Consider the following 26,115-nt stretch of genomic DNA (forward strand, 5'->3'; position numbering starts at 1 on the left):
GTCAAGTACAATCCATCAAGGCAGCCGGAACACATAAAGCGTGCCTCCCGAGGTTGTCGCGTTCTTCAGATCCTTCATGGCATTGACGAAACCGAGCGCGGCGGTGGCGTCACGCGGGTCAAGATCGCCCGATACAATGGCGCCGGCCCAGCCGCCGACGCCTGAGAGGATGGCGACATATTGGTGCCCGTCGGGACCGCGATAGGTGATGGGCTGGCCGATGATCCCGGACGAGGTCTTGAACTGCCAAAGCAGGTCTCCGGTCTTGGCGCTGACCGCCTTGAACCAGCCTTCCATCGTGCCATAGAAGACAACGTCGCCGGCGGTCACTACCGCGCCGCTCCACACCGGGAAATTCTCCTTGAGGCTCCAGGCCGGTTTCTCTGCGGCGATGTCCCAGGCGGTGAAGGCGCCGCGATTGCCGCCAGGCCCTGGTATCATGCGGACGTTCATGCCCACATAGGGCGTGCCGGCGATGTAGTTCACCTCGACGCCTTCTTCATCCATGCACAGATTGTTGTGCGGGATGTAGAGCAGGCCGGTCTTCGGCGAGAACGCGGAAGGCTGCCAGTCCTTGAGGCCAGACGCCGTCGGACAGATATCGCGAACGACCTTGCCGGTGCCGGTCTTCTTGTCCGGATTTACGATCAGCCGGCCGGTTTTCAGATCCACGCCTTTGCTGGAGTTGACCGGACCAAAGGGTTTTGCCGACAGCACCTCGCCGGTGGTCCGGTCGAGGATGTAGAGATAGCCGTTGCGCTCCGGCCGGATCAGCACCTTGCGCGGCTTGCCCTGCCAGGTCATGTCGAGCAGGATCTGCTCGTTGATGCCGTCATAATCGTGGAGGTCGTGCGGGCTCCACTGATAGAACCATTTCGCCGCGCCGGTGTCGGGATCGCGCGCGAAAATGCCAGACGTCCACTTGTTGTCGCCCGGCCGCAAATCCGGATTCCATGGTCCGGGATTGCCGGTGCCGTGGAAGATCAGGTTCAGATCGGGATCATAGGAAATCCAGCCCCACATGTTGCCGCCGCCGATCTTCCAGGCTTCCGGCGGCCACGTCGTGACGCCAAGATCCTTGCCTTTGTCCATGTCGTAGTGCGGCTTGAAGTCCGGTCCGATCAGCACGTCCTTGTCCGGCCCGGTGCTATAGGCGATCCAGACGACATGACCGTCGCCGGCGTCGAGCGCCTTTACCCAGCCGCGAACGCCCATCTCGCCGCCGGAATTGCCGACCAGCACTTTGCCCTTCACCACAAGCGGCGCCATGGTGATGGTCTCGCCGATGTTGATGTTGCCGACATGAGTGTTCCAGATCGGCTTGCCCGTGTTCGCATCAAGGGCAATCGTGTGGCCGTCCAGCGTATTGAAAAAGATGCGCCCGTCGGCGAATGCCACCCCGCGGTTGACGACGTCGCAGCAGGCCACTCCCTGTGCCGCCGGCTCGGGATTGGGTTCGTACTTCCACTTCATCGGGGCGCCGGGCTTGGAGAGATCGAGCGCATAGACGAAGTTGGGAAAGGGCGTCACGATATACATGGTGTTGCCGACGACCAGCGGCGCTGCTTCCTGGCCCTTGTTCACGCCTGTCGAGAACGTGAACGCGACCTGCAGGTTCTTGACGTTGCCTTCATTGATCTCGGAGAGTTCGCTGAAGCGCGTCGACGCGTAGTTCTTGGCCGGCATCGTCCATTGGCCGTCATCGGGTGGCGAAGCTGCGGCTGGCGGTACGATCGCTGGTGTTTTAGGAGGCTCGGACGCAGCGCCCAGAAGCAGCAGGCATGCGAGCAGCGTCACCAGAAGGATAGCGCCAAAGGAATTCCCGGCTGCCAATTTGCGGGTACGTCGTTCTACGTCAACGCGCGTTAATGCCAACTGCGGCATAGCTTTCATTTATTGATCGAGCCTCCCACGCCGGCGCCGAGTTCGGCGGCGATGTCGGCCTCCGTTCCGGCGCAAAGCGGATGGCCCCAGCCCGAAGCGCTTTTGCCGCCGGGGTCCAGATCGTAGACAATGGCATCCTTGCGATTTGGATTGACGCCTGCCGGGACCTTGTCGAAGCCGAGCGCCGCGCGGATACGCCAGGCGACATTGTGATCGGCGCATGAGGAATCGCCTGAAACGCCGAGGCCGCCGACAATGCTCTTGCCGTCGTAGAGGGCAAGCCCGCCGCCAAACACCACGACGCCTCCGATCGGCTTGCCGACGAGCGGGTCGCCGGCGCTACCGAACGTTTTGGGATCGCCCGTATAGGCCGCGGCCTGGTTGACGGGATTGGTCTCCTGCAGGCCAAATAGCGGCCCGCCCGGCTGCACCCCCGCATAGAGATTGGCCGTAGAGAGGGCCATCTGAGCCAGGCTGAGACCGTTGGCCGTGTTGGCTTTCTCCGCTGCTATGAGCCGACTTCCCGGCCATTGCGAGTCGGGGGTGGGGCCGCTGAACGCAATCGCGCAGACAGTGCCGTCACGGGCAACGATGGCTGCCCATTCGTTGGTTTCAAAGCCGCCATTGGCTGGTCCGCCGCTTGCCTTCACGTTGGCTTTGAGGGCTGCAAGCAGCTTATCGTGATCGGCCGGACAGGGCTCCTGCGCCATGGCATCGTGCCCATGGAACAGGCCACCCATCAGCACCAGCAGGCCAAAAAGAGGTACGAAAAGCTGCGAGCGATACATTGTCCTGGCATTCGTTTACATAACAAGGACCACCCCGGCAGACCGCAGAATGCGAGGATACGTCCAGTGCGTCAGTGCCTAACTCGCGTAATGCTTCTATGTTCCTGCTTTGCATAAAATTCATGCAGTTGGATTTGGGTGCAGGTGTTCAATCAAAGCATGGGACCTGGATACCCGTGGCCACAGGCCAAGCGGTGAGGCAACGCGGCTGATCCAGGAAAATGCGATCGGGATGGCGCAGACGCACCCGCCCTGACAAACGCTGTTGCCTTGTCACGGCGTTCGACGATGGATGATCTCTTCAATAAGTTTCGCGTCGGCTTCGTACTCCGCGGCCCGCGCAGCCATTTGGCTGGCCAGGCTGTGTCTTTCCCGCGCGGCTTCGCGTTTTGCCGTACGTTTCGCCAACTCAGCCCGCTGCTGGTGCGCTCTTAAAAGGCTCCAAAGAGCCTGCTCCGCATCGTCAGCCTGGGCCTGCATCAAAACGTCTGCCCCGAACGCATGTCCGGTGTGGCAGCGGTAACGGGTAATCGGCCCGTCTTCTATCTCCCATAGGGGGCCATGACATTCGGGGCAGACAAATGTCGAGGGGGCGCCAAGCTGGCCTTCGGTCAGTTCCATTGTGCTGTGCTCCTGAGCTGCAATCGCTGCCTCAAGGCGGATGCCGGACGGGATTTCTGGTGTCGGTCCTGCGATTTCGGAAGCAAGCCTGTGCAACAGGCCAGCCATTTCGGACAGAGGGACGCAATGGTCGATTTCCACATTCTGCAAGGCGCTCAGCGGCATGTCGGGTACTGCAGCGTCGCCGGGGTCCTGGACTACGCTGACGCCTCCGCACATCTTGATTGCGTGCAGGCCGGCGGTGCCGTCGGAGAGGCTGCCTGTGAGCACGACGCCGATCACGCTGCCGCCAAAGCTGCAGGCCGCCGATCGAAACAGGGGGTCGATGGCGGGGCGCGCCAGGTTCTCGCGCGGCCCGCGCCGCAGCAGCATATGATCGTCATGTAACAGAAGGTGAGCTCCGGGCGGTGCAACGAAGATGTGCCCGTTTTTAACCTTCATGCCGTTGGAGGCATTTGCAACGGGCATGTTGGCAGCGCGACCGAGAATGTCGCCGAGGTAACTCGTGGGACCAACGTGCTGTACGACGAGGAGAGCCGCCGGAATGTCCGGCGAAAGATCGCGGACAAGTCTCTTCAGCGCGTCGACGCCGCCGGCCGATGCTCCGATTGTCACGATGCACCGGTTCTTGCAACCGTCGGGACGGACCTTGTCCGGCTGGCCCGCACGCTCCGAATCTGATCGTGGTGCGGCGGTGGCCATGGTTGCTTCACCCACATTCAGCACAGATGTCGATGCGAGCGCTCCGGCCAGTCCGTTGCTGGTCGGGCGCCCTGCCTTCGTCGGTGTTAGCTTCCGGCCGCATCGCGGAACATAAATGCCCGCAATGATGTCGGCTCTGTACTAACGCCTACGTGCGCGTTTGACAGCAGCCTCTGCCACGGCCGGGGCCTCCTGAATGCTTGCCGCGCCGCCGAAATCGGCGTTCTTGGTACGGCCAGCTCCCGGGCCCGCTCCTAGATCAGCGCCTGTTGTCGGATCGGAAGCCGGATCGGAAAGCGTACGGTCGGCCATCCTGGCCACCACCTTCATGTCTTTGGCCCCCAGCTTGACAGTTGCCAGGCCGTCTCCGCCGTCGACGGGCATCACCTCTTCAAGGTCATCGATCCGATCCCACTCTTCGCCGGAATTCCATGGGCCAGCGACATCGCCGTCGCCTTGAGAGGTGTTGACATACATGCTGGCGTACTTCTCTACGCCTGGGAGCTTGCCGGAAGGGAAATTGTTTTCGATCGCGTAGAGTGCTTTCTCAAACGACTTCTGGTGCGCGATCTCGCGGGTCATCAGGAAGCCGAGCGCGTCCTTGATTCCCGGGTCGTCGGTGATGTTGATGAGGCGTTCGTAAACGATCTTGGCGCGGGCTTCGGCGGCGATATTCGACCGCAAATCCACCGTAGGTTCACCGCGCGAGTCGACATAGGCCGCGGTCCAGGGAACGCCGGCTGAGTCGCACAGCGCGGGAGCGCCGCCGAACAGAATTGATTCCTTGGCTGTTGTGCCGCTGGCGCCGATCATCAGGTAAAGGTCGGCTTCCTTCATTTGGCCCTCGGCCAGCTGTGCCTTGAGCCCCTTGTTGAGCATGGTGACGATTGATCCCACCACTTCGAGATGGCTGAGTTCTTCGGTCGCAATATCGAGCAACATGTCGCGACGGCCAAGATCGTCCTCGCCAAGCCCTTGCGTGAAATAGCGCATGGCCGCTGCAAGCTCGCCATCGGCGCCGCCGAACTGTTCCATGATCATGCAGGCCAGGCGAGGATTCGGCTCCGAGACGCGAACGGTGTATTGCAGGCGCTTGTTGTGCATGAACATGGACATCTCTCCGGTTAGATCATCCGAACATCCCGGCAAGTTGATTGTTCCATCCGGCCATCGGCCAGCGAGCATTTTTACGGTAACTTCAGTGTTGAGCATCGCAGGGAGCCAGAGGCGGCATTTATTTCTCCGACCGGTGACCGGCGGCAACGAGACTTCGATCGTGCTGCGCCATCACAGCAATGAGCAAGGCCGCGGATGGGCAAGAGGTAGACAAAATCTGGAGGGATACTGGCTCGGAAAAGTGAAGCCGGGCCATATTAATACGATGTCGGTGTCGACACCTTCGGCCCGTTTCGCCGCACACCTTACGCGGCAAACGCCGGGTTCGGTCACACGGCGAGCGTCGCGGGCTGTTGCCCGTTCACTTTCGATCCAGCACCTTCCGGACTTTCTCTGCCAATTCGTCGATCGTGTAGGGCTTGGTCAAAAGTTCGGTTCCGAAATCGAGCGTGCCGTTGTGGACAATCGCATTTCGTGTGTAGCCGGTGGTGTAGAGCACTTTTAGCGACGGGTGCATTGTCTTGACCTGATCCACCAACTCCCGGCCCGACATCTCCGGCATCACCACGTCGGTGAACAGAAGCGACGGCACTTGCCCGCTTTCGACGGCCACCAGCGCTTCGCGTGGACCTTGCATTTCCAGCACGGAGTAGCCCAGTTCCCGCAGCGCTTCCGCGGCCATCAGCCGGACGCGATCTTCATCCTCGACAACCATGATGATCTCGTCTGCACAGCCGGGGTGCTCGCCTGCCACGACGTCGATTTGGCTGTCGAGCACGCCATGGTGCGAGCGCGGCAAATATATTTTCAAGGTGGTTCCGATGCCCTGCTCGGAATAGATCTTCACACTGCCGCCGGACTGGCGAACAAACCCATAGACTTGGCTGAGTCCCAGCCCGGTGCCTTTGCCGACCCCCTTGGTGGTGAAGAACGGATCGAAGGCTCTTGCGACAACATCAGCAGTCATGCCCGTTCCTGTATCGGTGACCGCTATCATCACATACTGGCCGGAGGGGATCGCGTTCTCCCTGGCATAGCGATCGTCGACGTGGGCGTTTGATGTCTCGATCGTCAGCTTGCCGCCAGCAGGCATGGCATCCCTTGCGTTGACGCAAAGGTTGAGCAGCGCGCTTTCCAATTGCCCTGCGTCGGCCTCGACATGCCATAGCCCCGCGGCGAGCACGGTCTCGATCTGGATGGTCTCGCCAAGCGTCCGGTTCAGCAATTCGCTCATGCCGGAGACGAGGCGATTTGGATTCAGCCGCTTCGGCGCCAGTGGTTGCTGGCGGGAAAAGGCGAGCAGTCGCCTGGTAAGTTCTGCGGCACGTTGTGCTCCATCGATCGCGCCGGTTACGAATTGGTGGACGTTGGTATCGCCGTTTCTGAGCTTGCGCTGCACAAGGTTCAGGCCGCCGATGATGACGGCCAGCATATTGTTGAAGTCGTGCGCGATGCCACCGGTGAGCTGTCCGACAGCTTCCATCTTCTGGGCTTGGCGCAGGTGCTCTTCTGCTCTGGCGCGTTCCGCTACTTCATCTTTGACACGCTGTTCGAGCGTGCCGTTGAGTGTCTGCAGCGCCTTGAACAGTCGGGAGTTGTCGATTGCCGTCGCGGCATGGCCCGCAAGCCCCAGCAAGGCCGCCTCTTGCTGTTCGGCGAAGACGCCGATTTCTGTATGGCCAAGGAAGAGGCCACCCAGCACCTCGCCCGAACGCGAGACGACCGGCACGGCGAGATAGGAACGCACCGGCAGATGGCCCTCCGGCATGCCCTTGCGGGGCCAGTTCTTGCCGTAACGCGGATCGGTGAGGATATCGTCGGAACGCACCACGCTTGTTCCGCGGAAAGTGGGCTCGAACACCGCGGTGTTGCGCGGCATGGGAAAGTTTTCGAAAGCAGAACGAGGTGCCCCCGAAAGGGCGTAGAGCACATAGCTGTCGCCCTTGTCGTCGATCACATTGTAGAAGAAAGCTCCGAATTGTGCGCCCGACAGCACCACGCCGGCATCGGTTACCGTCTGGACAATTCGCTCCACGTCAAGCTCGGCCGCCACGGCTGCCGCAGTGGCGTTCATCAACTGAAGCTGATGCTCCACCCGCTTTCGCGCGGTGACGTCGACCACGGTGCCGATGAAGCGGATCGCACGGCCGGACTGGAAAAGCGCTTCCCCCGTTGCGGCAATCCAGCGCTCCTTGCCATCCCGAAGGCCGATCGTCCGGTATTCGATGTCGTAGCGGGAGGGGGTGCCCGGCGCGAGCGACTGGCGTACGGCCTCGTCGGCCCGTGCGCGATCTTCCGGGTGGAGGCCCGCCAGGAAGGCGCTTTCATATGTCACCTCCGCGTCCGGCGGCAAACCAAAAAGGGCTTTGCACCGGTCGTCCCAACGCAGCACTCCGCTGATGGGATCGTAATCCCAGGTGCCAATAGCGGCCGCGTCGGTGGCAAGCCTCAGCCGCTCCTCGCTCGCCCGTGCCGCCTGTTCCGAGCGAACGCGCTCGATGTGAGCCCAGGACCGCTCCGTCACCTCGGTCAGCAAGGACAGTTCGCGTTGCGACCAGACGCGGCGCTGCTTGTCGTGGATGGCCATCAGGGCAGTCAGTCGGCCTTGTTTGACCAAAGGCATACAGATGGTTGCCGTTATCCCGATATCCTGAAAGGTCTTCGCTTCCTCGGGAGCAATTTCCTCAAGGTTGTTGTTGATGATAAGCGGCTTGTTGGCGCTGAGGTTGGTGACAGCCAGGCGACCGAAATCGGCAAGACTGTAATATCCCCTGATGCTGGGCGAGCCAGGTGCGCTCCAATCGCCGCGGATGGTGAAATGGTCTTGGTCCTGCTCCATGTCGGCATAGGCGCAAATCGAGACGCCAAGATGTTCGCCGAGGAGCCGACTGGTGATCTGCATGACAGCATCGGCGTCGGCCGCGAGGGCTATCTCCCTGCCGAGGCGGTCGAGAAAAGCAAGGCGTTCGGCGTTCTCACGGAGGGCCAGTTCGGCGCGAAGGCGTTCTATCGCCGTACGCGTCCGGTCCGCCACTGCCGAAATGAGGGCTATTTCCTCCGTCGCCCAGCGTCTGGGCGCGGAGTGGTTCAGGTATAACAGCGCCACCAGCCCGCCATGCTCGGTAACGGGCATGTTGATGACGGATTGGGCGCTGATGGCTTTGAGTGCCTCCGCATGGCCGCTGGTTCGCGGATCTGTCTCGGCGTTTTCAAAGACAACGGTTTCGCCTCGCTTCAAATCCTCGATATACGAGCCGTAGTTCCTGAAATTCAGCGTCCCAGCCAGGCTTTTGATGCCTGGCGCGTTCCAGTCCCTGTCGATGGTGATCGATTCTTTCTCTAGATCGATCGTGCCGTATCCGGCTCGGCTGATGCCAAAATGGTTCCCCAGCAGTTCCGCGGCTGCGTAGGCCAGTTCTGCGGGATCCGTAATCTCGCGAATACGGTCGCCCAGCGCTGCCAAAAGCTCGAAGCGCTGCAGTTCAGATCGCGGATTGCTTGAAGTGGCCCCCATTTCGCCCCCGTTTTGCCCGGACTTAAATGCAGTCTGCGGCCAAGAGTTCCCCGCAGGACGGCAGTTTCTTTGGCGGGCCGGTCAGCCGAACACGCCGCACCGGTCATAGGTTAATGACAGCTTGGCGCGCTGTGGCGGATAAAGGGGAAACCAGCGGGCACTTGACGAGCTCCCGCTGGCTGGGTGCCCGAACCGCACTTCACTCGTTTGGAGACGTTTGATGCTTGACCGACCCATTCTTACGAATACGGACGCTCTCTATCCAGACGACCTGAAAACGCTTCGGTCGGTCTTCGACGCGCTGTGTCAGGAATTTGAGATTTCGTCGGACACTACCGCGGCAGAATCCATCGCGAGAGAGCTGGTCAGACTTTTCCAGACCGGGATGACGGAAGCGGCCATGCTGATGATTGCCGTGCGCGCACGTTGGCAGGGTGATTGGAAAATGGGAGGCAGCAGCGCTGCCCAGGCTTAATGGTCCCAACTCAATGGAGAAGGCCTACTTTAGCCGCTTGAGCCGGTTGTACAGCGTTGTCTTGTCTGGCGGAACAAGCTTTCGCCCCGAGAGTTGGGGTCGGCAGATGGTTTCCAACAGGCACGTGCATGGCGTTCGACAGAGATGGACCGAAACTCGCGACCGGGTTGCTCGCGGCCTCGTTGGCGGCGCTGGCGGCATACAACGCCATCCGCGCCAAACGTGCGATTGCCGGCCGGGCGTGCGGACGTGTGATGGAGATCTATGGTGTGCGCCTGCATTTTATCGAAGCCGGAACCGGCATGCCGCTGCTTCTCCTGCATGGCAATGGATCTATGGCGGAGGATTTCAAGTCGAGCGGCATCTTCGATGAGGCGGCAAAGACCTACCGGGTGCTTGCATTTGATCGTCCCGGTTTTGGGCGAAGCTCACGGCCGCGCGGCCGGCGTTGGTCCGCTCGCGACCAAGCCGACCTTATACATGCCGCGGCCTGCGGGCTGGGTATAGAGAAATACCTCGTGCTTGGACATTCCTGGGGAGCTTGGATCGCCCTCGAATTGGCGCGCAGGCATTCTCAATCGGTCGTCGGCATCGTGCTGGTCTCGGGCTATTACTATCCGCCACCGCGGCTGGATCTTGCACTGGCCGCACTCCCTGCACTGCCTGTGATCGGCACCGCGTTTCGTCACACCTTGCTGCCGCCGCTTGTAAGGCTTGCTTGGCATTGGGCAATGGAGAAGATCTTTAAACCCGCCATCGTCGCCAGCGAGTTCGCCGCACTCGCCAAAGATGTCGCCAGCCGCCCTTCCCAACTGCGGGCGGTTTCTCTGGAGACAGCATCGATGCTGGCCGCGTCCCTGTTGGGAAAGGCCAACTATAGGGACATTGCCGTGCCCACCGGCATCATGGCGGGATCCGGGGATCGGTTGTTCGACGCGCAACGCGATGCACGACGCTTGCACGCGGAAGTCGGTGGGTCTCTCCTTGAGGTGGTTCCGGGCGCCGGCCATATGGTTCATCAGAGCGCCCCCCAAGCAGTGGTCGGCATGGTGCACACTATTGCAGGACGGCACGCCTTGTTCCAAGCGGGCCGTGGGCAGCGACCCAAGTCGTGTGCCGACGAGTTCAAGGCAGATCCGGCCTCGCGGGAGCCACCGGCGATAAGCGACGCCGCTTGCACGGAATGATCTCCAAACGGGGCTTTCAAATGAGCGACCAACGTCCAGCCGACATGCAGTCGGTGCTCCACCAGAACATACAGGCCCTGGTGGAGCACAGGCGACAGCAAGAGGAGCACCAAGGCGTTCAAGCGTGGGTCGCCGGCGCCGTTTCGCGCTTCGCGGGAAGCATGACTTTCGTCTATCTGCACCTTGCAATTCTTGTCGTCTGGGTCCTCGCGAACCTTGGCGCGATACCAGCCGTCCCAGCTTGGGACCCGACTTTCGTGATCCTAGCCATGGTCGCCTCGGTTGAGGCAATCTTCCTGTCTACTTTCGTGCTGATCAATCAGAACAGAATGGCCGCACACAGCGAGCGGCGAGCCGAACTGGATTTGCAGATCAGCCTTCTGAACGAACATGAAACCACGCGGCTGATCGAGATGGTGGCTGCCTTGACGGCGCGTCTGAATATCTCGACCCCGGCCGACAAAGAGCTGCCGGAACTCGCCGAGAATGTGGATCCCCAAAAGGTGATGACGCAGATCCAGCAAGCTTCTGGAGATCAGGAGAACGCTTGATCAAAGCGACCTCGTTGGCAACGGTTAAGCGTCGGCTACAACCTGTAATTCAGCCTCATTGTCCAAGGCTGTCGAAGCAGCTAAGCCGGTGTCGGCCTTTTCCAGGGTGGCTTCCCGACGTGACAAGTCCGCCGCGCAATCGAGGCAGCGTAGAGCTTCGATACCAACAGGCTGCTGCGCGTCAGATGGAACCAAGTTGACGCCGAACTCGTATTAGCGGTGGCGGCTTGGGGAGATTCCGGATGAGCGAAGGTGCTGTTCTGATCGTCGAAGATGAGACAATGATCCTGCTCGACCTCGAGTCAGCTTTGGAGGAGGCCGGCTTCCAGGTCGTCGGCACTCGGAGTGCCGCCGAGGCGCTGGCGGCTTTCGACCCCGATCCGACCAAGTTCAAGGCCGTGCTCACGGACATCCGTCTGGGAGCAGGACAGTCGGGGTGGGAGGTCGCTCGGCACTTGCGAAGGTCCAACTCGACCATCCCGGTTGTCTATATCAGTGGCGACAGCGCGGTACACTGGGGAGCGGAAGGTGTGCTCAACAGCATAATGATCACCAAGCCCTTTTTTCTGCCGCAGATCATAACTGCCGTTTCTCAACTTTTAAACGCGCAGCAAGGTGCAGAAACTCACCTCTAGGAATCGGACCGCGGCTCCACGAAACCACCGAACATTCTTTCTTCGGCCAATCGGCGCCGTCCGGCGTAAAGCGTTCGCGTCTGCTTGGGTCAAATGTCGGCGGCCTCAACCAGATGTCGACCTCAGCTCCTTTCCCTCGCCACCGGCTCGCATCCACTCGGAAGCCCTCCCGAAAGCAGGGGCGCTCATTGGTTGAGCTTTCGGTCGAGTTCGTCAAGCAATGACCGATGCTCGCTGGGCATGTCCGCATCTGTCGGCAGATCCAGCAACTGGCGAAGCTGGCGACGATTGGCGTCCGATGAAATCCACTCCCGTATGAGGCGGGCTATGACCTTTTGTTGTGCCTTGCCGATTTCTTCCATGTTAGATTCCGAGCTTGTCCGTTGGACGAACTCGGCGGCTCTTTGATGGTTCCCCGTCCTGTACACAAATCGAGGCGAATCGAGGCACAATCTATGGGTTAATGCATGTCGCTCAAAAGTGGCCCTGGTTTTGAGACACGACATGCCAGTGGATGTTTGCAGTCCCAGTCCGCTCGCCTAACGCTGCGCGTAGAGTGCAAATTTATACGTTCGATTTTACCCGAAGCGAGAGGCTCAGCCGCAAAATCTTGGCGCCGTTTTCATCACGCACTTCGATAAACAATTGCTGCCCGTCGACGCTCTTCAGTGACTCTCTCGTGAGGTCGACAAGGCCCTCGAATCCCGCGCGGCGGACCTCTTCGAGGCCAGCGCATTCGACACCTATTTCGTCCTCGAAGATGAGATCGCCATCGCCGCTGTCGAAGAAAAATCGTGCCATCGGAGAGCTTCCGTCACTGCTAATCTGCGGGGTTCCTTTGGTGCAGGTAGGTCGTGTCGAAATCTCCTGCGTGAGTGAGGCCAGCCCAGTCCAGTGCGTGAACTTTTGATCCCGAGGTGGCAATGAGGCCTCTGCGTCGTAGTTCCTGGAGCATCCGGTTGACGTGGACCGTGGACAAACCCAGCGCATCGCCAAGGGCCGCCTGTGTAATGGGGATATCCGCCACGTGATCCTCAATGCGCCCCATGGAGCGCAAGCGAAAAATCAGTTCGCACAGGATGTGAGCCATGCGGGTGTATGCCTCGCGTCTTCCCACATTGATGACCCACTCCCTATAAATCGCGGCATCTATCAACGTCGACCGCCAAAAAGCGGTGGCGATGCGAGGGTGCTGGTCGCAAACGGCACGCAGGGTGTCATGCCGCATGAAACCTATTCGCGCCGGCGTAAGGGTCGAGAAGTTACAATCCATGACCGACAGATGCAGCCCATGCAGATCAGGAATGTCGCCGGCGACGAAGAATGATGTGATTTGTCGCTTTCCTTCGCCCGTATGTTTGGTGGAACCGACCAAGCCATCAAGAACGACAAACGAGTAAACAGGACGGTCGCCCTCACGCACCAGATCGTGGTTAGCCGAATATTCCTTCTCCTGGATCGGAATGCCTTTCAGAACGCCGATGTCGGCCTCTCGAAGATCCGAGATGGTCTGAAGCTTGCGAATGAGTACATCCGAGGATGAGGTGGGGAACAAATTGACTACCTGGCTGATGTTGGTGATCGAACTATTATCCGCGCCAAAAGTTCCGACTGGCATGGGGACATATGCGCGGCGGCAGAAGGCGCCGCCGTGCGGCATGGTCCCATGCCTGGAGCGTTTTGCCAGCGTCGAGCGTGGTTGAAGATCCCGGAATGATCGAAGCACCAGTTTTTTAGGACAGCCATAGGTGAGCAAGGCAGCAATGCATTAACCTATGACATAGGCTCGGTTAGAAATTTTCCCGCTGGGCAGCCAGCCCCAGGAGTTCGCCGATCACGGCGCAGCTTTGACCCTGTCGCTCCGCCCATTCAAGGGCTGCACCCGCAGCCCGTCCTGGAACTCTTTGATGCGCCGCCAGGAACGGGGTGGCTCCGCTGACGTTGTCTCAGTGGCAAGGTGAGATTTCAGTGAACAGGCATATTTCGCGGACGGATGTCGAACAAATCGATCACACGGATGACAGCGGGTTTGCGATAGAGCACGGCGGACCGCCATCCTCAGCAATCGCGGTAGCGCTGGCCCGTGGCCTGGAGACCAGTCGGGACAAGCACATCATCCATATAGCTCCCTCGGAACGCAGTGCCGAGGAGATCGCCGGCGCCTTGCGTCAGTTCCTGCCTGACGCGGATATAATCTTGCTGCCGTCCTGGGATTGCCTGCCTTACGACAGGGTGTGGCCCACACGCGCCAATATGGGGCGAAGGCTTCGTGCGTTGCGTGAGATCGCAACGAAGCCGGATCGCCCGCGCATCGCTGTAATGTCGCTCGAAGCCATTCTGCAGCGGGTGCCGCCTGCTCCGGTCATCGCTGGCGGTTTCACAATTCTGGAGGTGGGACAAAAGCTCGACCGTGACGATTTTAGAACCTGGTCCGAAGCCATTGGCTATGTCGTCGACGAGAGGGTCGACGAACCGGGTGAGATAGCCTTTCGGGGCGATCTCATCGATATTTTCCCTGCTGGCGCGGATGGCCCCGTTCGCGTCATCGTTGATCCCGATGCCTGCATCCGGCAGCTCAAGACCTACGACCCGCTCAGTCAGCTCAGCGATCAGGTTCGAGACTCGATTACGGTCGGACCGGCATCCGAGCTGATCTTTAAAGCTGGTGAGCATCCTGAGTTGACAGCGATGCGCACGACGTCGATGGAGGAGCGCCTGGTCGCATCGTATGGCGCTATGCCATCCGTCTTCGATGCGGCATCCAGCGCTTCGATCTCCTTCCTTGAAGGGACCGACGGGCAGCCGCTCGGCAGAATTCTGGATCTGGTCGAGGATGCACGTCGTGCCAGGCAGGAGGCAGCCGGAACGAAAAAACCTTTGCCGGGACGATTTTACCTATCCCGTGAAGAGTGGGACGCTGCTCTGCTTAACCGCTGCTGCGTGAGACTAGCCGTTTCTGCCGTGGGAGTTCCCAAATTCTTCCGCCAGGCCCGACCCGGGCATGATTTCGCGGAATTCATCAGAGGGCAGACGAGTGCCGGAGTCAGAGTAGTGTTCACCGGCGATGCCTCTGAACTGCAGCGAGCAGATCGCCTGCTCGATAGGAGACTAGGCCGGCGGGCAGAGGAAGCGGCCGACTTGCCGCAAATCCTTTCGGCCGCGAGGGGCTCTGTTCTCAAGGCTGAATTCGTCCTCGACGAAGGGTTTGTCGACGCGCAATCCAATATCGCCGTGGTGGCCGCATCCGACCTGTTTGGGCCCGCGTTAAAGGCGAGCGGGAGCGCGACCACGGGCATACTCGAACCCGAGTTGCGCATTGGCGATGTCGTCGTCCATGAAGACCATGGCCTGGGCGTGCTCGCCGCGGTCGAACAGGTCGAGTTGGCTGGCCAGCAACAGGATGTCGTCAGACTGGAATATCATGGCGGGGCTTCCTTGCTGGTTCCGGTCGACGACTTTGGACGAATATGGCGCTACGGCTCGGAACCGGAGGCAGTGTCGCTTGATCGCCTCAAAGGCGAGGGCTGGCCGAAGCGACGCGAAGCTGCGTTGCGCGAGATCGACAGGCTGGCCAAACGCCTCTTGAGTCTTGCCAAAATCAGGTCCAGCCAGCCTGCCGAGATCATAAAGCCCTCCCGCACGGACTTGGCCCGTTTTGCGGCGAGATTTCCCTATACGGAGACGCCCGACCAAGCGGCCGCCATCCGCGCTGTGCTCGATGATCTTTCGTCGGGAAGAACAATGAACCGGCTCGTCTGCGGCGATGTCGGCTTCGGCAAGACAGAGGTCGCCCTGCGTGCTTGCGCCGCCGCGGCTTTCTGCGGGAAACAGGTTGCTATCATAGCGCCGACAACGGTGTTGGCACGACAGCACTATGAGACGTTCAGCCGCCGCTTCGCAGGAACCGGCCTGCAGGTCGCCCACCTTTCTAGGATGGTCGGGGCAGCGGAGGCGAGAGCGGCAAAAGAGGGTCTGCGGAGCGGCCAGGTTGCGGTCGTTGTGGGTACTCAGGCCCTGGCGTCCAGGAGCGTCACCTTCGCCAATCTTGGACTGCTGGTGATCGACGAGGAGCACCGGTTCGGGGTCAAGTTGAAGCGGGCCCTGCGGACCATGACGCCTCGCCTCCATACGCTGAGCATGAGCGCCACACCGATACCCCGGACGCTGCAATCGGCGTTGTCGGGCATCCAGGACGTCAGCGTTCTAAACTCTCCGCCCGCCAAAAGACGTCCCGTTCGCACGATCTTGGCAGCGTTCGATCCAGCATCGGTGCGCGCGGCCCTTCTGCGTGAATTTCACCGGGGTGGACAGAGCTTTTTCGTGGTCCCGCGGATCGAGGATATTGCCCCGGCCTGTGACCAACTGGACAGACTGGTGCCGGAACTCGGGGTCAAGACGGCGCATGGTGAAATGAAGGGGAGACAGCTGGACGAAGTCATGGTCGGATTCGCCGACGGTGATGGCGACATTTTGTTGAGCACCGACATCATCGAGAGCGGCCTCGATGTGCCGCGGGCCAACACCATCATCGTTTGGCGCCCCGACCGGTTCGGTCTGGCGCAGTTGCACCAGCTGCGGGGCCGGGTCGGAAGGGGGGCGGTGCAGGCCGTTGCGTTTCTTCTGACCCAGCCTGGCGTTGAACTGGCCGACAGCACCAGGGCCCGGCTTTCGACGATGCTTGCGCTCGATCGGCTCGGCTCAGGCCTGGCAATCAGTCAAAGGGACCTCGACCTGCGTGGCGCCGGAGATCTTTTCGGAGAAGACCAGGCCGGGCATATGAAGCTGATCGGAGTGGGCCTGTACGAGCACTTGCTGGAGCGGGCGGTCTCGGCGGCTGGCGGAGGGGCCGGCTCCGACCAGCAACTTGCCGAGATAAATGGCTCGGGAAAGGGGGCTTTTCCCGAGAGCTATGTCGAAGAGCCTACGGTGCGTGTTGGCCTCTATGCGCGGCTCTCCCGCATGCGCTCGGAGCCGGACCTCGATACATTCCGCGAAGAGCTCGAGGACCGCTTTGGAGACATGCCTGGCGAAGTAGCCCTTTTGCTGGAATTTACCAGGTTGCGAATAGCCGCGTCGGAATTGGGCGTCGGCAAAGTCGATGTGGGTCCCGAGGCCATCGCGATCACCCTTCGGAACAAGCCGTCGGCGTCCCAATGGCGGAACAGCAAGGCGTTGGGCCTGGAGTACCGGAACGGCCGCCTGATTTTCAGGCCGATCCCGCCCGGCGTCTCTGGCGTCGACGCCGTTCGCTTAGCGCTTGATGCCATACGTGCAGCTCAGCCAAAGCACGAGATCTGACTAGCCTTTTCTCTCCATCCGGCGGCGGCACGACAATGGGAGTGCCGCAGCCACGAGTCTTCACCTCGGAATTGCAGTGCCAGTGGTGTTCAGCCACCAGTACCGCAAGTCCGGATGTTCCGCAGGGGTCGTTAGTTGCGGCCGTTCTCGTCCATGGCGAGGGAACTCGAGAGCTCGCGATAGGCACCGATCTGCTGCTGCAGAATGGCAATCTTCTGCTCTGCCGTCGCAATGGCGTCAGTACCGGCAAGCAAACGCTGGGGGAGCACGTCCCCAGACGTGAGCGTGATCAGGGCGCGCGCGAGCTTGGCCGGATCACCCCCCTGCTTGCCGTTCTGAGAACGCCAGAAGGCGATCTGCGCCGTCCGCCGCTCATGGTAGTCCTCGACGGAGGGGGCGGCATAGTTGGTCGACTCTTCCGTGAGAAGCTCGGTGCGGAAGAAGCCCGGGTTCACGATCATCGTCTCGATGCCGAACGGCACGACTTCGGTCTGCAGCGCCTCCATCCAGCCGTCGAGGCCGAACTTCGAGGCTGAATAGGCCGTGCAGAACTCGAAACCCATTAGCCCGGCCGTCGAGGAGATCGAAATGACCCTGCCGGACCGCTGCTTGCGCATCGCTGGCAGAAAGGCCCGCGTCACATTCATGGGTCCGACGAGGCTGGTGCTGAGCTGCAGTTGCATCTGTTCGGCGGTCAACTCTTCGAAGTACCCGGCAAAGAAACTCGCCGCATTGTTGACCAGCACGTCGATGCGGCCAAACCGGTCAAACGTGGCCTGGGCAGCGGCTTCGGCGTCGGCCGCGCTCGTCACGTCCAGCTTGACGATAAGGAGGTTCTCGGCGTTTCCCACGGCCCTTGCGACTTTTTCCGTGTTGCGGCCGGTTGCCACCACCTTGTGGCCCGCCGCCAATGCGGCCTTGGCGATATCCAGACCGAGGCCCCGGCCTGCGCCGGTGATGAACCAAACACTCATATTGGGCTCCTGTTCTCTAGGCCGCAGCTCGGCCCCGGACTTGGACGCGATGGCCAGCAGGGACTGATCCCCATGTTGATCCATCCGCCGGCGGACTGCGTCACTGCGGAAGGCCGGCGCCTTCGGTGATGATGCGAAATCCTTCGGTCGACCTGGTAAAAAACTGCCGGGCCGCTGTGTATTCCGGCGAGTTGTAGTAGCGCTTGGCGTCAGCAAGGCTCGGGAACTCGGCGATGGCGATCACCGATCTCGAGCTTCCTTCGATGGCAGTGACATTGGGATTGTAGACGATCACGCGGCCGCCATACTTGGTGACGAGCGGCGACGCCGCTTCGATGTACTGCTGAAACACCGCCTGATCCTTGATGTCATAGCTGCCGATCATGTAGGCGCGGGGAGCGACGCCCGTCGCTTGCTGAGCAAAGGCGGCCGGGCTCACGATCATGGTGAGGGCGGCGAGCGCGCCCACGATTACCTTCTTCATATTGTTCTCCTTCAGTGGGCCAGTGGGACGGTAGGCATTGCGCGGAGAGTTGCTCCGGTTGACCGTCTGGCCTTGAGTCAGGAAGTTAGCTCCTTTAGCGACATGCCATTAGGTTGTATAATCTGCATGGGCTTAGAAGTAGGATTGATGAATGCGTCGCGATAGTCTGGATGACTTCCTGACCTTCATCGCCGTCGCCCGCGAGCGCAGTTTCACCAAGGCGGCCGCCATGCTCGGCGTGTCGCAGTCTGCCCTGAGCTATTCGATCCGGACGATGGAAGAGCGCCTCGGCGTTCGGCTGCTGACCCGCACGACCCGCAGCGTCTCGCTAACCGAAGCGGGGGATCGCCTGTTTCGAAGCATCGCTCCCAAGTTAGATGAGATCGCAAGCGAGATTGCCGCCCTCAGCGCCCTGCGCGACAAGCCGGCCGGTACAGTCCGGATCACCACCGTGGAGCATGCCGGCGAGACCATCATCTGGCCCGCCATGGTCGGGCTCATGCGCGACTATCCCGACATCAGGGTCGAGATTATCCACGACTACGGCTTGGCTGACATTGCGGCCGATCGCTTCGATGCGGGTGTACGGCTCGGCGAACAGGTGGATAAGGACATGATCTCGGCGCGCATTGGGCCAGACTTCCGCATGGCGGTTGTGGTAGCGCCTTCATACTTTGTAAGCCGCTCCCGTCCGGTCACGCCTGAAGATCTTGCCGATCATGCATGCATACCCCTGCGACTGCCCACAGGCGGCTTTGCACCGTGGGAGTTTCGCAAGGAGGGGCGGGAATTGAAGGTGCGCGTTCACGGACACGCCGCCTTCAACACCCTCGCGATGGTCTGCCAGGCCAGCCTTGAAGGGTTCGGGCTCGCCTATCTGCCCGAGGATCTAGTGACCTACCTACTCGAACAGGGTCGCCTAGTGCGCGTTCTTGAGGACTGGTGCCCCCTTCGGCCGGGATATCACCTGTATTATCCAAGCCGGCGCCAACACTCGCCGGCTTTCGCACTCGCGCTGGAAAGGCTGCGCTACCGCGACTGAGTGCGATTGAAATAAGGATCGCCAGACCTCGACGACCATGGCGCCTATCAAAGCCGCCCAGTACAGGAAGTCCGGAGCGCCCGTTTCCCACCGATCCCAGTCTCCCCAATTTATGAGTTCACTGCCTAGTATCATCTCAGCGTTGCCGCCGCAGCTTGGCTCGGGCCATCGGTGCGAATGGTGCACTGTGGGCGGCCGTGCGTTCGCAGGGCAGCGTTCAAGGCATCGTTCCGGCTTGATGGGGTGTCATGGCAGCCATGTTTTGATTCAGATGGGCCATGATCCAGATAGAGCCCAGAACCACCAGCGCGACGATCAGCACGCCGAAGGCCAGGGCCAGGATGTTGTTGGTGTTGTCCGGCCCGGTGGTCAGGTGCAGAAAGAAGACAAGATGCACGCCCATCTGCGCAACAGCGAGCACCACCAGGGCCGAGATGACCGCGGGCTGGTAAATCAGATCGGTTCGCGCCGCCAGGAATGTCGCCATTGTGAGCAGGATGGCCAGGCCGAAGCCGAGCACATAGCCCGAGAGGCCCCCAGCCGTTTCGTGCTCGCTTATGTGTTCCTCGCCCGGCGCTGAATCGCGGGGGTCCTGCAACTCGCCGGTCTTGCTCTCGATCTCGGTCATGGCGATGCTCCCAGCAGATAGACCAGGGTGAAGATGGCAACCCAAATGATGTCGAGGGCGTGCCAGAAGAGCCCGAAGCAGTGGAGCCGCCGCAAGATGTCGGGCCGAAAGCCCTTGACCCACAGCTGCGCCATCATCGTTCCCAGCCAGAGCAGGCCGAGACCGACGTGGGCACCGTGGCAGCCAACGAGCGCAAAGAAGGCAGAAAGAAATGCGCTGCGCGAGGGGCCTGCCTGCTCGCCGATCATTGCCGCGAACTCCTGCAGTTCCAGGAACAGGAACGCTGCCCCGAGCAACCCCGTGACGAGAAGCCAGAACTGCGTGGCAGCCATTGATCTGCGAAGGGTGGCGAGTGTTGCCACGCCGCCGGTGAAGCTCGAAGTGAGCAGAAGGCCCGTCTGGACCGCAACGCGTGTCGGTTCGAACAGATCCTTGCCTGTCGGTCCGCCGGCGGTTGCCTTGGCGAGCACGGCGTAGGCGGCGAAAAATGCCGAGAACATGATGATGTCGGACAGGAGAAAGATCCAGAAGCCGTAAGTCACTGTGACGAACTTTGAGGCCGGGCCGCCTTCTCCGTGGCCGGTCGCAGAGCGCACCGCGTGCCGACCGGTGTGATTGAGCCGATACGGGTCCCGTGCCTGGGTGCCGACGCTGGAGAATGCATGATCGCTCATGCCGGGCGCTCCCACCCGCGCAGCCAGGCAAACTGGGCTGCCTTGTGGTCATGGTCGATGCGGGCGACCTCGTCGACAGGGATCTGGTAGTCTCCATGATCGCGCCAGGCGAATACGACGAAGGTTGCGTAGGCGCCGATGAAGCCGACGATCGCCAGCCACCATATATGCCAGATCAGCGCGAAGCCGATCAGTGTGCTGAAGAAGGCGGTGACGAAGCCAGTCGGGCTGTTGCGAGGCATCTCGATCGGCTCATATGCCTTTTCCTCGTCCGAGCTCTGTTCGATCCCTCGTTGCTTGATGCTCCAGTAGGGCTCTTCGTCTTCCACGTGAGGCAGCCGTGCATAATTGAAGACAGGAGGAGGAGAAGATGTCGACCACTCCAGCGAACGCCCGTCCCACGGGTCGCCGGTTTCGTCGCGAAACTTGTCGCGATGCCGGATCGAAACGAAAAGCTGTGTGATCTGCAGCGCCGCGCCGGCGATCATCACCACCACGCCGAAAGCGGCCACCACCAGCCACGGTGCCCAAAGGTCCATATCGATATGTTGCAGGCGCCGCGTCATGCCGAGCAGACCGACAATATAGAGCGGTACGAAGACCAGCATGTAGCCGGCCAAGGTGACCCAAAATGCCGCTTTTCCCCAGCCTTCGTGCAAACGGAAGCCGAACGCCTTGGGGAACCAGTAGGTGAAGCCGGCGAATGCTCCAAACAACACGCCCGAGATGATGACGTTATGGAAATGCGCGACGAGGAAAAGGGAATTGTGTAGCACGAAGTCGGCCGGCGGGACGGCAAGCAGGACGCCAGTCATGCCGCCGACGGTGAAGGTGGTCACGAAAGCCAGTGCCCAAAGCATCGGCGTGTCGAAACGAACGCGCCCGCCATACATGGTGAAGAGCCAGTTGTAGATTTTCACACCGGTTCCCACGGCAATGACCGACGTGGCGATGCCGAAGGCGGCATTAACGTCCGCTCCGGCACCCATAGTGAAGAAGTGATGCAGCCAGACCATGAACGAGACGATGCAGATGAACATCGTGGCCGCGACCATCGAACGGTATCCGAACAGCGGCTTCGATGAAAAAGTCGAGAAAATCTCGGAAAAGATTCCGAAGGCGGGAAGCACCAGGATGTATACTTCGGGATGGCCCCACGCCCAGATCAGGTTGACGAACATCATCTGATTTCCACCGGCTTCGTTGGTGAAGAAGTGGAAGCCGAGATACCGGTCCAGCGTCAGCATTGCGAGCGTGGCGGTAAGGATCGGGAAGGCTGCGACAATGAGCAGGTTGGACGCGAGCGAGGTCCAGCAGAACATCGGCATTCGCAGATAGCCCATTCCCGGCGCCCGCATCTTGAGGATAGTCGTCACCAGGTTGACACCGGTGAGCAGCGTGCCGACGCCGGAGATCTGGATCGCCCACAGATAATAATCGACACCGACGCCCGGCGAGTAGGTGGTTTCCGACAAAGGGGCATAGGGCAGCCAGCCGGTGCGCGCGAACTCGCCGATCACAAGCGAGATGTTGACCAGCAGGGCTCCGGAAGCCGTCAGCCAGAAGCTGACGGAATTGAGCGTCGGAAAAGCGACATCGCGTACGCCAAGCTGCAGCGGCACGACGAAATTCATCAGGCCGATCATGAACGGCATCGCGGCGAAGAAGATCATGATCGTGCCGTGCGCGGAAAAGATCTGGTCGTAATGCTCCGGCGGGAGGTAGCCCGGCCCGTGAATCGCCAGCACCTGTTGTGTGCGCATCATGATAGCATCGATAAAACCACGAAGAAGCATGAGCATCGCCAGCACAATGTACATCACGCCGATGCGCTTGTGGTCGACCGAGCTTATCCACTCGCTCCACAGATATGGCCAGTACCCCTTCACCGTTATCCAGCCAAGCACGGCGGCTGCTGCCAGAAAGACGCCAAGGGCTGCGCCGAGGGGGATGGGTTGATCGAAAGGAACGGCCGACCAGTCGAGCTTGCCCAGCATCGTCATTCTGCGCCTTGTGGATGATGGGTCATCGTTGCTGCCGCCGCGGGTAATGCCCTTGGGCTCACCTGTGGCTCGCCGCTGGCTGCGCTCTCAGCAGGCCCCGGACCCGGTGGGAGCGTCTGCTGAACGACCGCTTCGAACAGCCCAGGCTGGACATGACCGAAGGAAGCCGGCGCCACATTTGTGCTTTGCCGGGCGAGTTCGCGATAGGCGTTGGCGTTGAGCACGCCGCCCCCGCCACGCAGCGATGACGCCCAGCGGGTGAAGGCATCGGCTGAAACCGCGCTCACACTGAAATTCATATCCGAGAAGCCGTCGCCGCTGAAGTGCGCCGACTGGCCGAAAAAGCTGCCCTCGCGGTCGGCCTGCAGATGCAATTCGGTCTGCATGCCGTTCATGACGTAGACCATGCTGCCAAGCTGGGGCACGAAGAACGTGTTCATCACGCTGGCCGAGGTCAACTTGAAACGCACTGGAACACCGGCGGGAATAACCAGTTGATTGACAGCGCCCACGCCCTGCTCGGGATAGAGGAACAGCCATTTCCAGTCGAGCGCCACCACCTGAATGTCGAGCGGCGGCTGGCTAGAAGGGATCGGTTTGCGCGGATCGAGCTGATACGATCCGTAGTAGATCAGACCGCCAATGAACAGGATGGTGAGCGTCGGGATCGACCAGACGATCAACTCCACGCGTCCCGAATAGGTGAACTCCGGGTTATAGCGGGCGTTGCTGTTCGAGGCGCGGAACTTCCAGGCGAATGCCAGAAGTGCAACAAGCGTGGGAACAACGATCACCAGCATCACCGCCAGCGAGTTCAAAAGGATCGTGCGATTACCGACACCAATTGGTCCTTGGGGATCGAGCACTCCCCCCGCGCAACCGGGCAAGAATGCGCCTCCGACGATCCAGAGCAGTTGGCGTGTCAACTTAGGGCTGGATGGCAAGAACACCGGCTCTGCAATCTCTCTTTGCGGGAACGCGGGCTAGAGGCATGCGTTCGTCGGGTTTCCATCTGAGCCTCCCCATGGCGCGGAACCTCGCGGCACTTCGCAGGGTGTCGCCACCTGAGCGAGTGCCCCAACTGTCGCCGGCCGGGTTTGTTCCGCTGGACCGAGTTACTCTGTCCGATGGTCCCGCCTTGGCCCAATCTGGCCATTCAGAACGATGGCGGCTCGATTGGCCTAGCTATCGGCGACGCTGGCTCCCGCACGAATTTCAATTTCGGCGGGACGGCGAATACCCTGAATCGCTCAGCCAGATTATCGAGAGCCTGACGCATGCCCACTCCCGCAGCAGCCGCACCGTGTCCACTGATGACCATCTGGGGGCCCAAGGCAGCCAGATGCTTCACGGACCTTTCCGCTGCATCCCAGTCTGGCGTGAAATAGCGCGGCGGACCGTGCATCTCGAGATCCTGAATGGCGACTTCATAGACCGACTCCTGACCGGTGGTGATGAAAGCGTCTCCTACGATGAGCGAGCGGTCTTGCTCGCGCCAGAGCGAGATATGCCCAGGGGCATGTCCGGGTGTGTGCAGCCATTGCCATCCGGGCATTCCGGGGATCGATCCATCGGCGGGCAAGGGTTGCAAACGGCTGCCAAGATCGATTGGCCCGCGTGGAAAAAGCGGTGAAAGCAGCGCCATCAGTCCACCCCCAACCCAGGGATCCGGTGGCGGATAGGATGTGGTTCCGTCCAAATAGGGGTGCTCGAGTGGATGGGCGAAGACAGGCACGTCCCAGCCATTTGCGAGTTCTAGAACCGTTCCCACATGGTCGAAATGGCCATGGGTCAGGATGATTGCAGCCGGCCGTGCGTTGACGCCGAACCGCTTTTCCGCGACCGCTAGAATGCTGCTGCGAGACGTCGGCAACCCGGTATCGATCAGCACCCAGTTCCGATCTCCGCTGCCCGGTGCGCCGAAGAACACGACATTGACGATTGCTAGCCGCAAGTAACCCAGGTCCGGTGCGATGCTCCAAGCGCCGTCGCCACGATCCTCGCGCCTGGCGTGGTCGATCTCGGAAAGTCGAATCTGAACGGTCATGTGATCCCATGCCTCTGTTGTTGCCGAGCAGCCGCTCGAGTGGATGACGGCGGCTGTACATCGCCCCGAACTTGGGACGGGCCTCCTTGTTCCTCATTTGCACGCGGCGCCCGGACAGTTCACCACCGGAACAAAGGCTCTACCAATGGGTTCGGCACTACCCGGCCACGCAAGGACGAGCTGGACTGAGCAACGAACATGGGGCGCGCCCGACTGAACTCGGTATTTCGCCAACGCGGTTCCCGGTCCGGACAAGGCGGCCGAGTTCGAAGCCGATTGCCCAAAGGAGACTTCGAAAAATGAGCGAAGTGGGACGCCAGACGGAGGCCTCGGTTCCGGAAGCTTCGCGCTTCGCCAGTTTTTTCATGGCAGGCTTTGAATGCTCCTCGCACCGGCGCAAGGACGGCGTTCGCCTCGATCTTATTCGTGCGACCTCGCATAATTTGCATGCCCTGGGCGACTACCGCGGCTGCGCCGAACTCGGCCTTCGCACCATCCGCGACGGCCTGCGTTGGCATTTGATCGAAACCGCTCCCGGAACCTATGACTGGTCAAGTTGGGCGCCAATGGTCGAGGCAGCCCGATCGGCAGGTGTTCAGGTAATCTGGGACATCTTTCACTACGGATCTCCGGACCATGTCGATCAGGGCTCGCTGCATTTCATCGACGCCTATGCCTCGTTTGCGGCAGAAGCCGTCAAGGTACACCGTTCGATCACTGGAACATCGCCTCTGTTGTGTCCCATCAACGAAATCTCCTTTTTCGCATGGGCTGTTGAGGTCGGCTATTTCCCGCGTGTGGGGCCGAACAAACGTGGATGGTTCAAGCGGCACCTCGTGAAGGCCGCCATCGCGGGTGTTCGTGCAATGCGGGAGATCGATCCCGCCTGCAGATTTGTCTGGGCCGAGCCGCTTATCCATATCGCCCCTCGTGACCGGACCCGCAGCGAACGGCGCCGGGCCGAAAACGCCCGACAGGGGCAGTTCGAAGCTTACGACATGTTGCTGGGCCGCGTCGAACCTGAGTTGGGCGGGAGCGAAGATGTTGTCGATGTCGTGGGCTTGAATTTTTACCCGCACAATCAATGGTACGTAAACGGGCCGACGATTCCGATGGGACACCACGAGTACCGCGCCCTGTCGGAAATGTTGCTAGAAGTTGCTCATCGATACGGCAAGCCGATGTTCATTGCGGAGACCGGCTCCGAGGGATCCGGCGGGCCGGCTTGGCTCCATTATGTCTGCGACGAGGTGCGTTCCGCAATCAGTCTCGGAGCGCCGATCGAGGGTATTTGCCTGTACCCGATAACGGCCTACCCGGGCTGGGACAATTCGCGACATGCCGAGGTCGGTTTGTTTTCCGTCATCCAGGCTGATGGCAGGCGACACCTGCGCAAACCCACAGCAGATGAACTGGCCCGTCAGCAAGCTCTTCTCGTGGCGGACACGACGCCTTGAAGGGGCCTCAAACGGGGGAGGGGCGGGCGGGCGTC

At 60.7% G+C, this 26,115-nt stretch carries 22 protein-coding genes; 7 read left to right on the forward strand and 15 right to left on the reverse strand.

Annotated elements, in window-relative coordinates:
• Positions 1 to 15 precede the first annotated feature (15 nt).
• The 5 genes from X750_RS144810 to X750_RS144790 form a co-directional block, all read right to left on the reverse strand.
• Complete coding sequence (locus X750_RS144810) at positions 16 to 1,893, reverse strand: methanol/ethanol family PQQ-dependent dehydrogenase (RefSeq protein WP_023748051.1); 1,878 nt, start codon at positions 1,891 to 1,893, stop codon at positions 16 to 18.
• Positions 1,890 to 2,672: a heme-binding protein gene (locus X750_RS144805; protein WP_031195823.1), complete on the reverse strand. Its 783-nt coding sequence runs from the start codon at positions 2,670 to 2,672 to the stop codon at positions 1,890 to 1,892. Before X750_RS144805 ends, X750_RS144810 begins: the two co-directional genes overlap by 4 nt.
• A gap of 273 nt (positions 2,673 to 2,945) precedes the next feature.
• The gene (locus X750_RS144800) at positions 2,946 to 3,995 is read right to left on the reverse strand and encodes a chemotaxis protein CheB (RefSeq protein WP_023700011.1); all 1,050 of its coding nucleotides are present in this window, start codon (positions 3,993 to 3,995) and stop codon (positions 2,946 to 2,948) included.
• Positions 3,996 to 4,136: 141 nt separating this feature from the next.
• Entirely contained in the window at positions 4,137 to 5,105 is a 969-nt protein-coding gene (locus tag X750_RS144795) for a manganese catalase family protein (RefSeq protein WP_023681124.1), read from the reverse strand.
• A 367-nt stretch (positions 5,106 to 5,472) separates the two neighbouring features.
• On the reverse strand, positions 5,473 to 8,625 hold the full coding sequence (locus tag X750_RS144790; protein WP_023748052.1) for a GAF domain-containing protein: 3,153 nt from the start codon (positions 8,623 to 8,625) through the stop codon (positions 5,473 to 5,475).
• A gap of 220 nt (positions 8,626 to 8,845) precedes the next feature.
• On the opposite strand from X750_RS144790, the gene X750_RS144785 reads away from it, so the two are divergent.
• The 4 genes from X750_RS144785 (at position 8,846) to X750_RS144770 (ending at position 11,473) form a co-directional block, all read left to right on the forward strand.
• Positions 8,846 to 9,100, forward strand: coding sequence for a hypothetical protein (locus tag X750_RS144785; RefSeq protein ID WP_023668018.1), 255 nt, complete (start codon positions 8,846 to 8,848; stop codon positions 9,098 to 9,100).
• Between the two features lie 128 nt (positions 9,101 to 9,228).
• Positions 9,229 to 10,287 carry an alpha/beta hydrolase gene (locus X750_RS144780; RefSeq protein WP_023748053.1) on the forward strand — a complete coding sequence of 353 codons (1,059 nt, stop codon included), beginning with the start codon at positions 9,229 to 9,231 and terminating at the stop codon, positions 10,285 to 10,287.
• A gap of 20 nt (positions 10,288 to 10,307) precedes the next feature.
• A complete protein-coding gene (locus X750_RS144775; protein WP_023681128.1) occupies positions 10,308 to 10,838 on the forward strand; it encodes a DUF1003 domain-containing protein in 531 nt (176 codons plus the stop codon).
• A 242-nt stretch (positions 10,839 to 11,080) separates the two neighbouring features.
• A complete protein-coding gene (locus X750_RS144770) occupies positions 11,081 to 11,473 on the forward strand; it encodes a response regulator (RefSeq protein ID WP_023748054.1) in 393 nt (130 codons plus the stop codon).
• A gap of 185 nt (positions 11,474 to 11,658) precedes the next feature.
• Here X750_RS144770 and X750_RS1000000165925 read toward each other — a convergent pair whose 3' ends face one another.
• The 3 genes from X750_RS1000000165925 to X750_RS144760 all read right to left on the reverse strand — a co-directional run bounded on the left by X750_RS1000000165925 (position 11,659) and on the right by X750_RS144760 (position 13,229).
• Complete coding sequence (locus X750_RS1000000165925) at positions 11,659 to 11,835, reverse strand: hypothetical protein (RefSeq protein ID WP_023687819.1); 177 nt, start codon at positions 11,833 to 11,835, stop codon at positions 11,659 to 11,661.
• A 202-nt stretch (positions 11,836 to 12,037) separates the two neighbouring features.
• The gene (locus X750_RS144765; RefSeq protein WP_023668023.1) at positions 12,038 to 12,274 is read right to left on the reverse strand and encodes a hypothetical protein; all 237 of its coding nucleotides are present in this window, start codon (positions 12,272 to 12,274) and stop codon (positions 12,038 to 12,040) included.
• Positions 12,275 to 12,293: 19 nt separating this feature from the next.
• A complete protein-coding gene (locus tag X750_RS144760; RefSeq protein WP_245271882.1) occupies positions 12,294 to 13,229 on the reverse strand; it encodes a Crp/Fnr family transcriptional regulator in 936 nt (311 codons plus the stop codon).
• 212 nt (positions 13,230 to 13,441) lie between these two features.
• On the opposite strand from X750_RS144760, the gene X750_RS144755 reads away from it, so the two are divergent.
• Positions 13,442 to 16,771: a DEAD/DEAH box helicase gene (locus X750_RS144755; RefSeq protein ID WP_023748055.1), complete on the forward strand. Its 3,330-nt coding sequence runs from the start codon at positions 13,442 to 13,444 to the stop codon at positions 16,769 to 16,771.
• Positions 16,772 to 16,902: 131 nt separating this feature from the next.
• On the opposite strand, the gene X750_RS144750 is transcribed toward X750_RS144755, so the two are convergent.
• Both X750_RS144750 and X750_RS144745 read right to left on the reverse strand, forming a co-directional pair.
• Positions 16,903 to 17,745 carry an SDR family oxidoreductase gene (locus tag X750_RS144750; protein WP_031243155.1) on the reverse strand — a complete coding sequence of 281 codons (843 nt, stop codon included), beginning with the start codon at positions 17,743 to 17,745 and terminating at the stop codon, positions 16,903 to 16,905.
• Between the two features lie 100 nt (positions 17,746 to 17,845).
• Positions 17,846 to 18,229 (reverse strand): DUF1330 domain-containing protein, encoded by a 384-nt coding sequence (locus X750_RS144745; protein WP_023748057.1) that lies wholly within the window; start codon positions 18,227 to 18,229, stop codon positions 17,846 to 17,848.
• 151 nt (positions 18,230 to 18,380) lie between these two features.
• On the opposite strand from X750_RS144745, the gene X750_RS144740 reads away from it, so the two are divergent.
• Positions 18,381 to 19,271 (forward strand): LysR family transcriptional regulator, encoded by an 891-nt coding sequence (locus X750_RS144740; RefSeq protein WP_023748058.1) that lies wholly within the window; start codon positions 18,381 to 18,383, stop codon positions 19,269 to 19,271.
• Between the two features lie 217 nt (positions 19,272 to 19,488).
• Here the strand turns inward: X750_RS144740 and cyoD are convergent, their stop codons facing one another.
• From cyoD to X750_RS144720, 5 genes are all read right to left on the reverse strand, one after another.
• Entirely contained in the window at positions 19,489 to 19,899 is a 411-nt protein-coding gene (gene cyoD, locus X750_RS144735) for a cytochrome o ubiquinol oxidase subunit IV (protein WP_023748059.1), read from the reverse strand.
• Entirely contained in the window at positions 19,896 to 20,573 is a 678-nt protein-coding gene (locus tag X750_RS144730; RefSeq protein WP_023748060.1) for a cytochrome (ubi)quinol oxidase subunit III, read from the reverse strand. The genes cyoD and X750_RS144730 overlap by 4 nt, the downstream gene beginning before the upstream one ends.
• Positions 20,570 to 22,570: a cytochrome o ubiquinol oxidase subunit I gene (gene cyoB / locus X750_RS144725; RefSeq protein WP_023748061.1), complete on the reverse strand. Its 2,001-nt coding sequence runs from the start codon at positions 22,568 to 22,570 to the stop codon at positions 20,570 to 20,572. Before cyoB ends, X750_RS144730 begins: the two co-directional genes overlap by 4 nt.
• A 2-nt stretch (positions 22,571 to 22,572) precedes the next feature.
• A complete protein-coding gene (gene cyoA / locus X750_RS10530; protein WP_081726068.1) occupies positions 22,573 to 23,538 on the reverse strand; it encodes a ubiquinol oxidase subunit II in 966 nt (321 codons plus the stop codon).
• 194 nt (positions 23,539 to 23,732) lie between these two features.
• Positions 23,733 to 24,623 (reverse strand): MBL fold metallo-hydrolase, encoded by an 891-nt coding sequence (locus X750_RS144720; RefSeq protein ID WP_023668030.1) that lies wholly within the window; start codon positions 24,621 to 24,623, stop codon positions 23,733 to 23,735.
• A gap of 299 nt (positions 24,624 to 24,922) precedes the next feature.
• On the opposite strand from X750_RS144720, the gene X750_RS144715 reads away from it, so the two are divergent.
• A complete protein-coding gene (locus tag X750_RS144715; RefSeq protein ID WP_023691420.1) occupies positions 24,923 to 26,080 on the forward strand; it encodes a hypothetical protein in 1,158 nt (385 codons plus the stop codon).
• Positions 26,081 to 26,115 lie beyond the last annotated feature (35 nt).

The sequence above is a fragment of the Mesorhizobium sp. LNJC391B00 genome (genome assembly GCF_000502535.1).
In the GTDB taxonomy this organism is placed as follows: domain Bacteria; phylum Pseudomonadota; class Alphaproteobacteria; order Rhizobiales; family Rhizobiaceae; genus Mesorhizobium.

What these genes read in the sequence shown, in the direction of transcription:
- X750_RS144795 (WP_023681124.1), bottom strand. Translation starts at nt 5,105, where the DNA reads ATGTTCATGCACAACAAGCGCCTGCAATACACCGTTCGCGTCTCGGAG.
- X750_RS144715 (WP_023691420.1), top strand. Translation starts at nt 24,923, where the DNA reads ATGAGCGAAGTGGGACGCCAGACGGAGGCCTCGGTTCCGGAAGCTTCG.
- X750_RS1000000165925 (WP_023687819.1), bottom strand. Translation starts at nt 11,835, where the DNA reads ATGGAAGAAATCGGCAAGGCACAACAAAAGGTCATAGCCCGCCTCATA.
- X750_RS144805 (WP_031195823.1), bottom strand. Translation starts at nt 2,672, where the DNA reads ATGTATCGCTCGCAGCTTTTCGTACCTCTTTTTGGCCTGCTGGTGCTG.
- cyoD (WP_023748059.1), bottom strand. Translation starts at nt 19,899, where the DNA reads ATGACCGAGATCGAGAGCAAGACCGGCGAGTTGCAGGACCCCCGCGAT.
- X750_RS144775 (WP_023681128.1), top strand. Translation starts at nt 10,308, where the DNA reads ATGAGCGACCAACGTCCAGCCGACATGCAGTCGGTGCTCCACCAGAAC.
- X750_RS144745 (WP_023748057.1), bottom strand. Translation starts at nt 18,229, where the DNA reads ATGAAGAAGGTAATCGTGGGCGCGCTCGCCGCCCTCACCATGATCGTG.
- X750_RS144785 (WP_023668018.1), top strand. Translation starts at nt 8,846, where the DNA reads ATGCTTGACCGACCCATTCTTACGAATACGGACGCTCTCTATCCAGAC.
- X750_RS144740 (WP_023748058.1), top strand. Translation starts at nt 18,381, where the DNA reads ATGCGTCGCGATAGTCTGGATGACTTCCTGACCTTCATCGCCGTCGCC.
- X750_RS144765 (WP_023668023.1), bottom strand. Translation starts at nt 12,274, where the DNA reads ATGGCACGATTTTTCTTCGACAGCGGCGATGGCGATCTCATCTTCGAG.
- X750_RS144770 (WP_023748054.1), top strand. Translation starts at nt 11,081, where the DNA reads ATGAGCGAAGGTGCTGTTCTGATCGTCGAAGATGAGACAATGATCCTG.
- X750_RS144780 (WP_023748053.1), top strand. Translation starts at nt 9,229, where the DNA reads ATGGCGTTCGACAGAGATGGACCGAAACTCGCGACCGGGTTGCTCGCG.
- X750_RS144730 (WP_023748060.1), bottom strand. Translation starts at nt 20,573, where the DNA reads ATGAGCGATCATGCATTCTCCAGCGTCGGCACCCAGGCACGGGACCCG.
- X750_RS144750 (WP_031243155.1), bottom strand. Translation starts at nt 17,745, where the DNA reads ATGAGTGTTTGGTTCATCACCGGCGCAGGCCGGGGCCTCGGTCTGGAT.
- X750_RS144800 (WP_023700011.1), bottom strand. Translation starts at nt 3,995, where the DNA reads ATGGCCACCGCCGCACCACGATCAGATTCGGAGCGTGCGGGCCAGCCG.
- cyoB (WP_023748061.1), bottom strand. Translation starts at nt 22,570, where the DNA reads ATGCTGGGCAAGCTCGACTGGTCGGCCGTTCCTTTCGATCAACCCATC.
- X750_RS144720 (WP_023668030.1), bottom strand. Translation starts at nt 24,623, where the DNA reads ATGACCGTTCAGATTCGACTTTCCGAGATCGACCACGCCAGGCGCGAG.
- X750_RS144790 (WP_023748052.1), bottom strand. Translation starts at nt 8,625, where the DNA reads ATGGGGGCCACTTCAAGCAATCCGCGATCTGAACTGCAGCGCTTCGAG.
- X750_RS144810 (WP_023748051.1), bottom strand. Translation starts at nt 1,893, where the DNA reads ATGAAAGCTATGCCGCAGTTGGCATTAACGCGCGTTGACGTAGAACGA.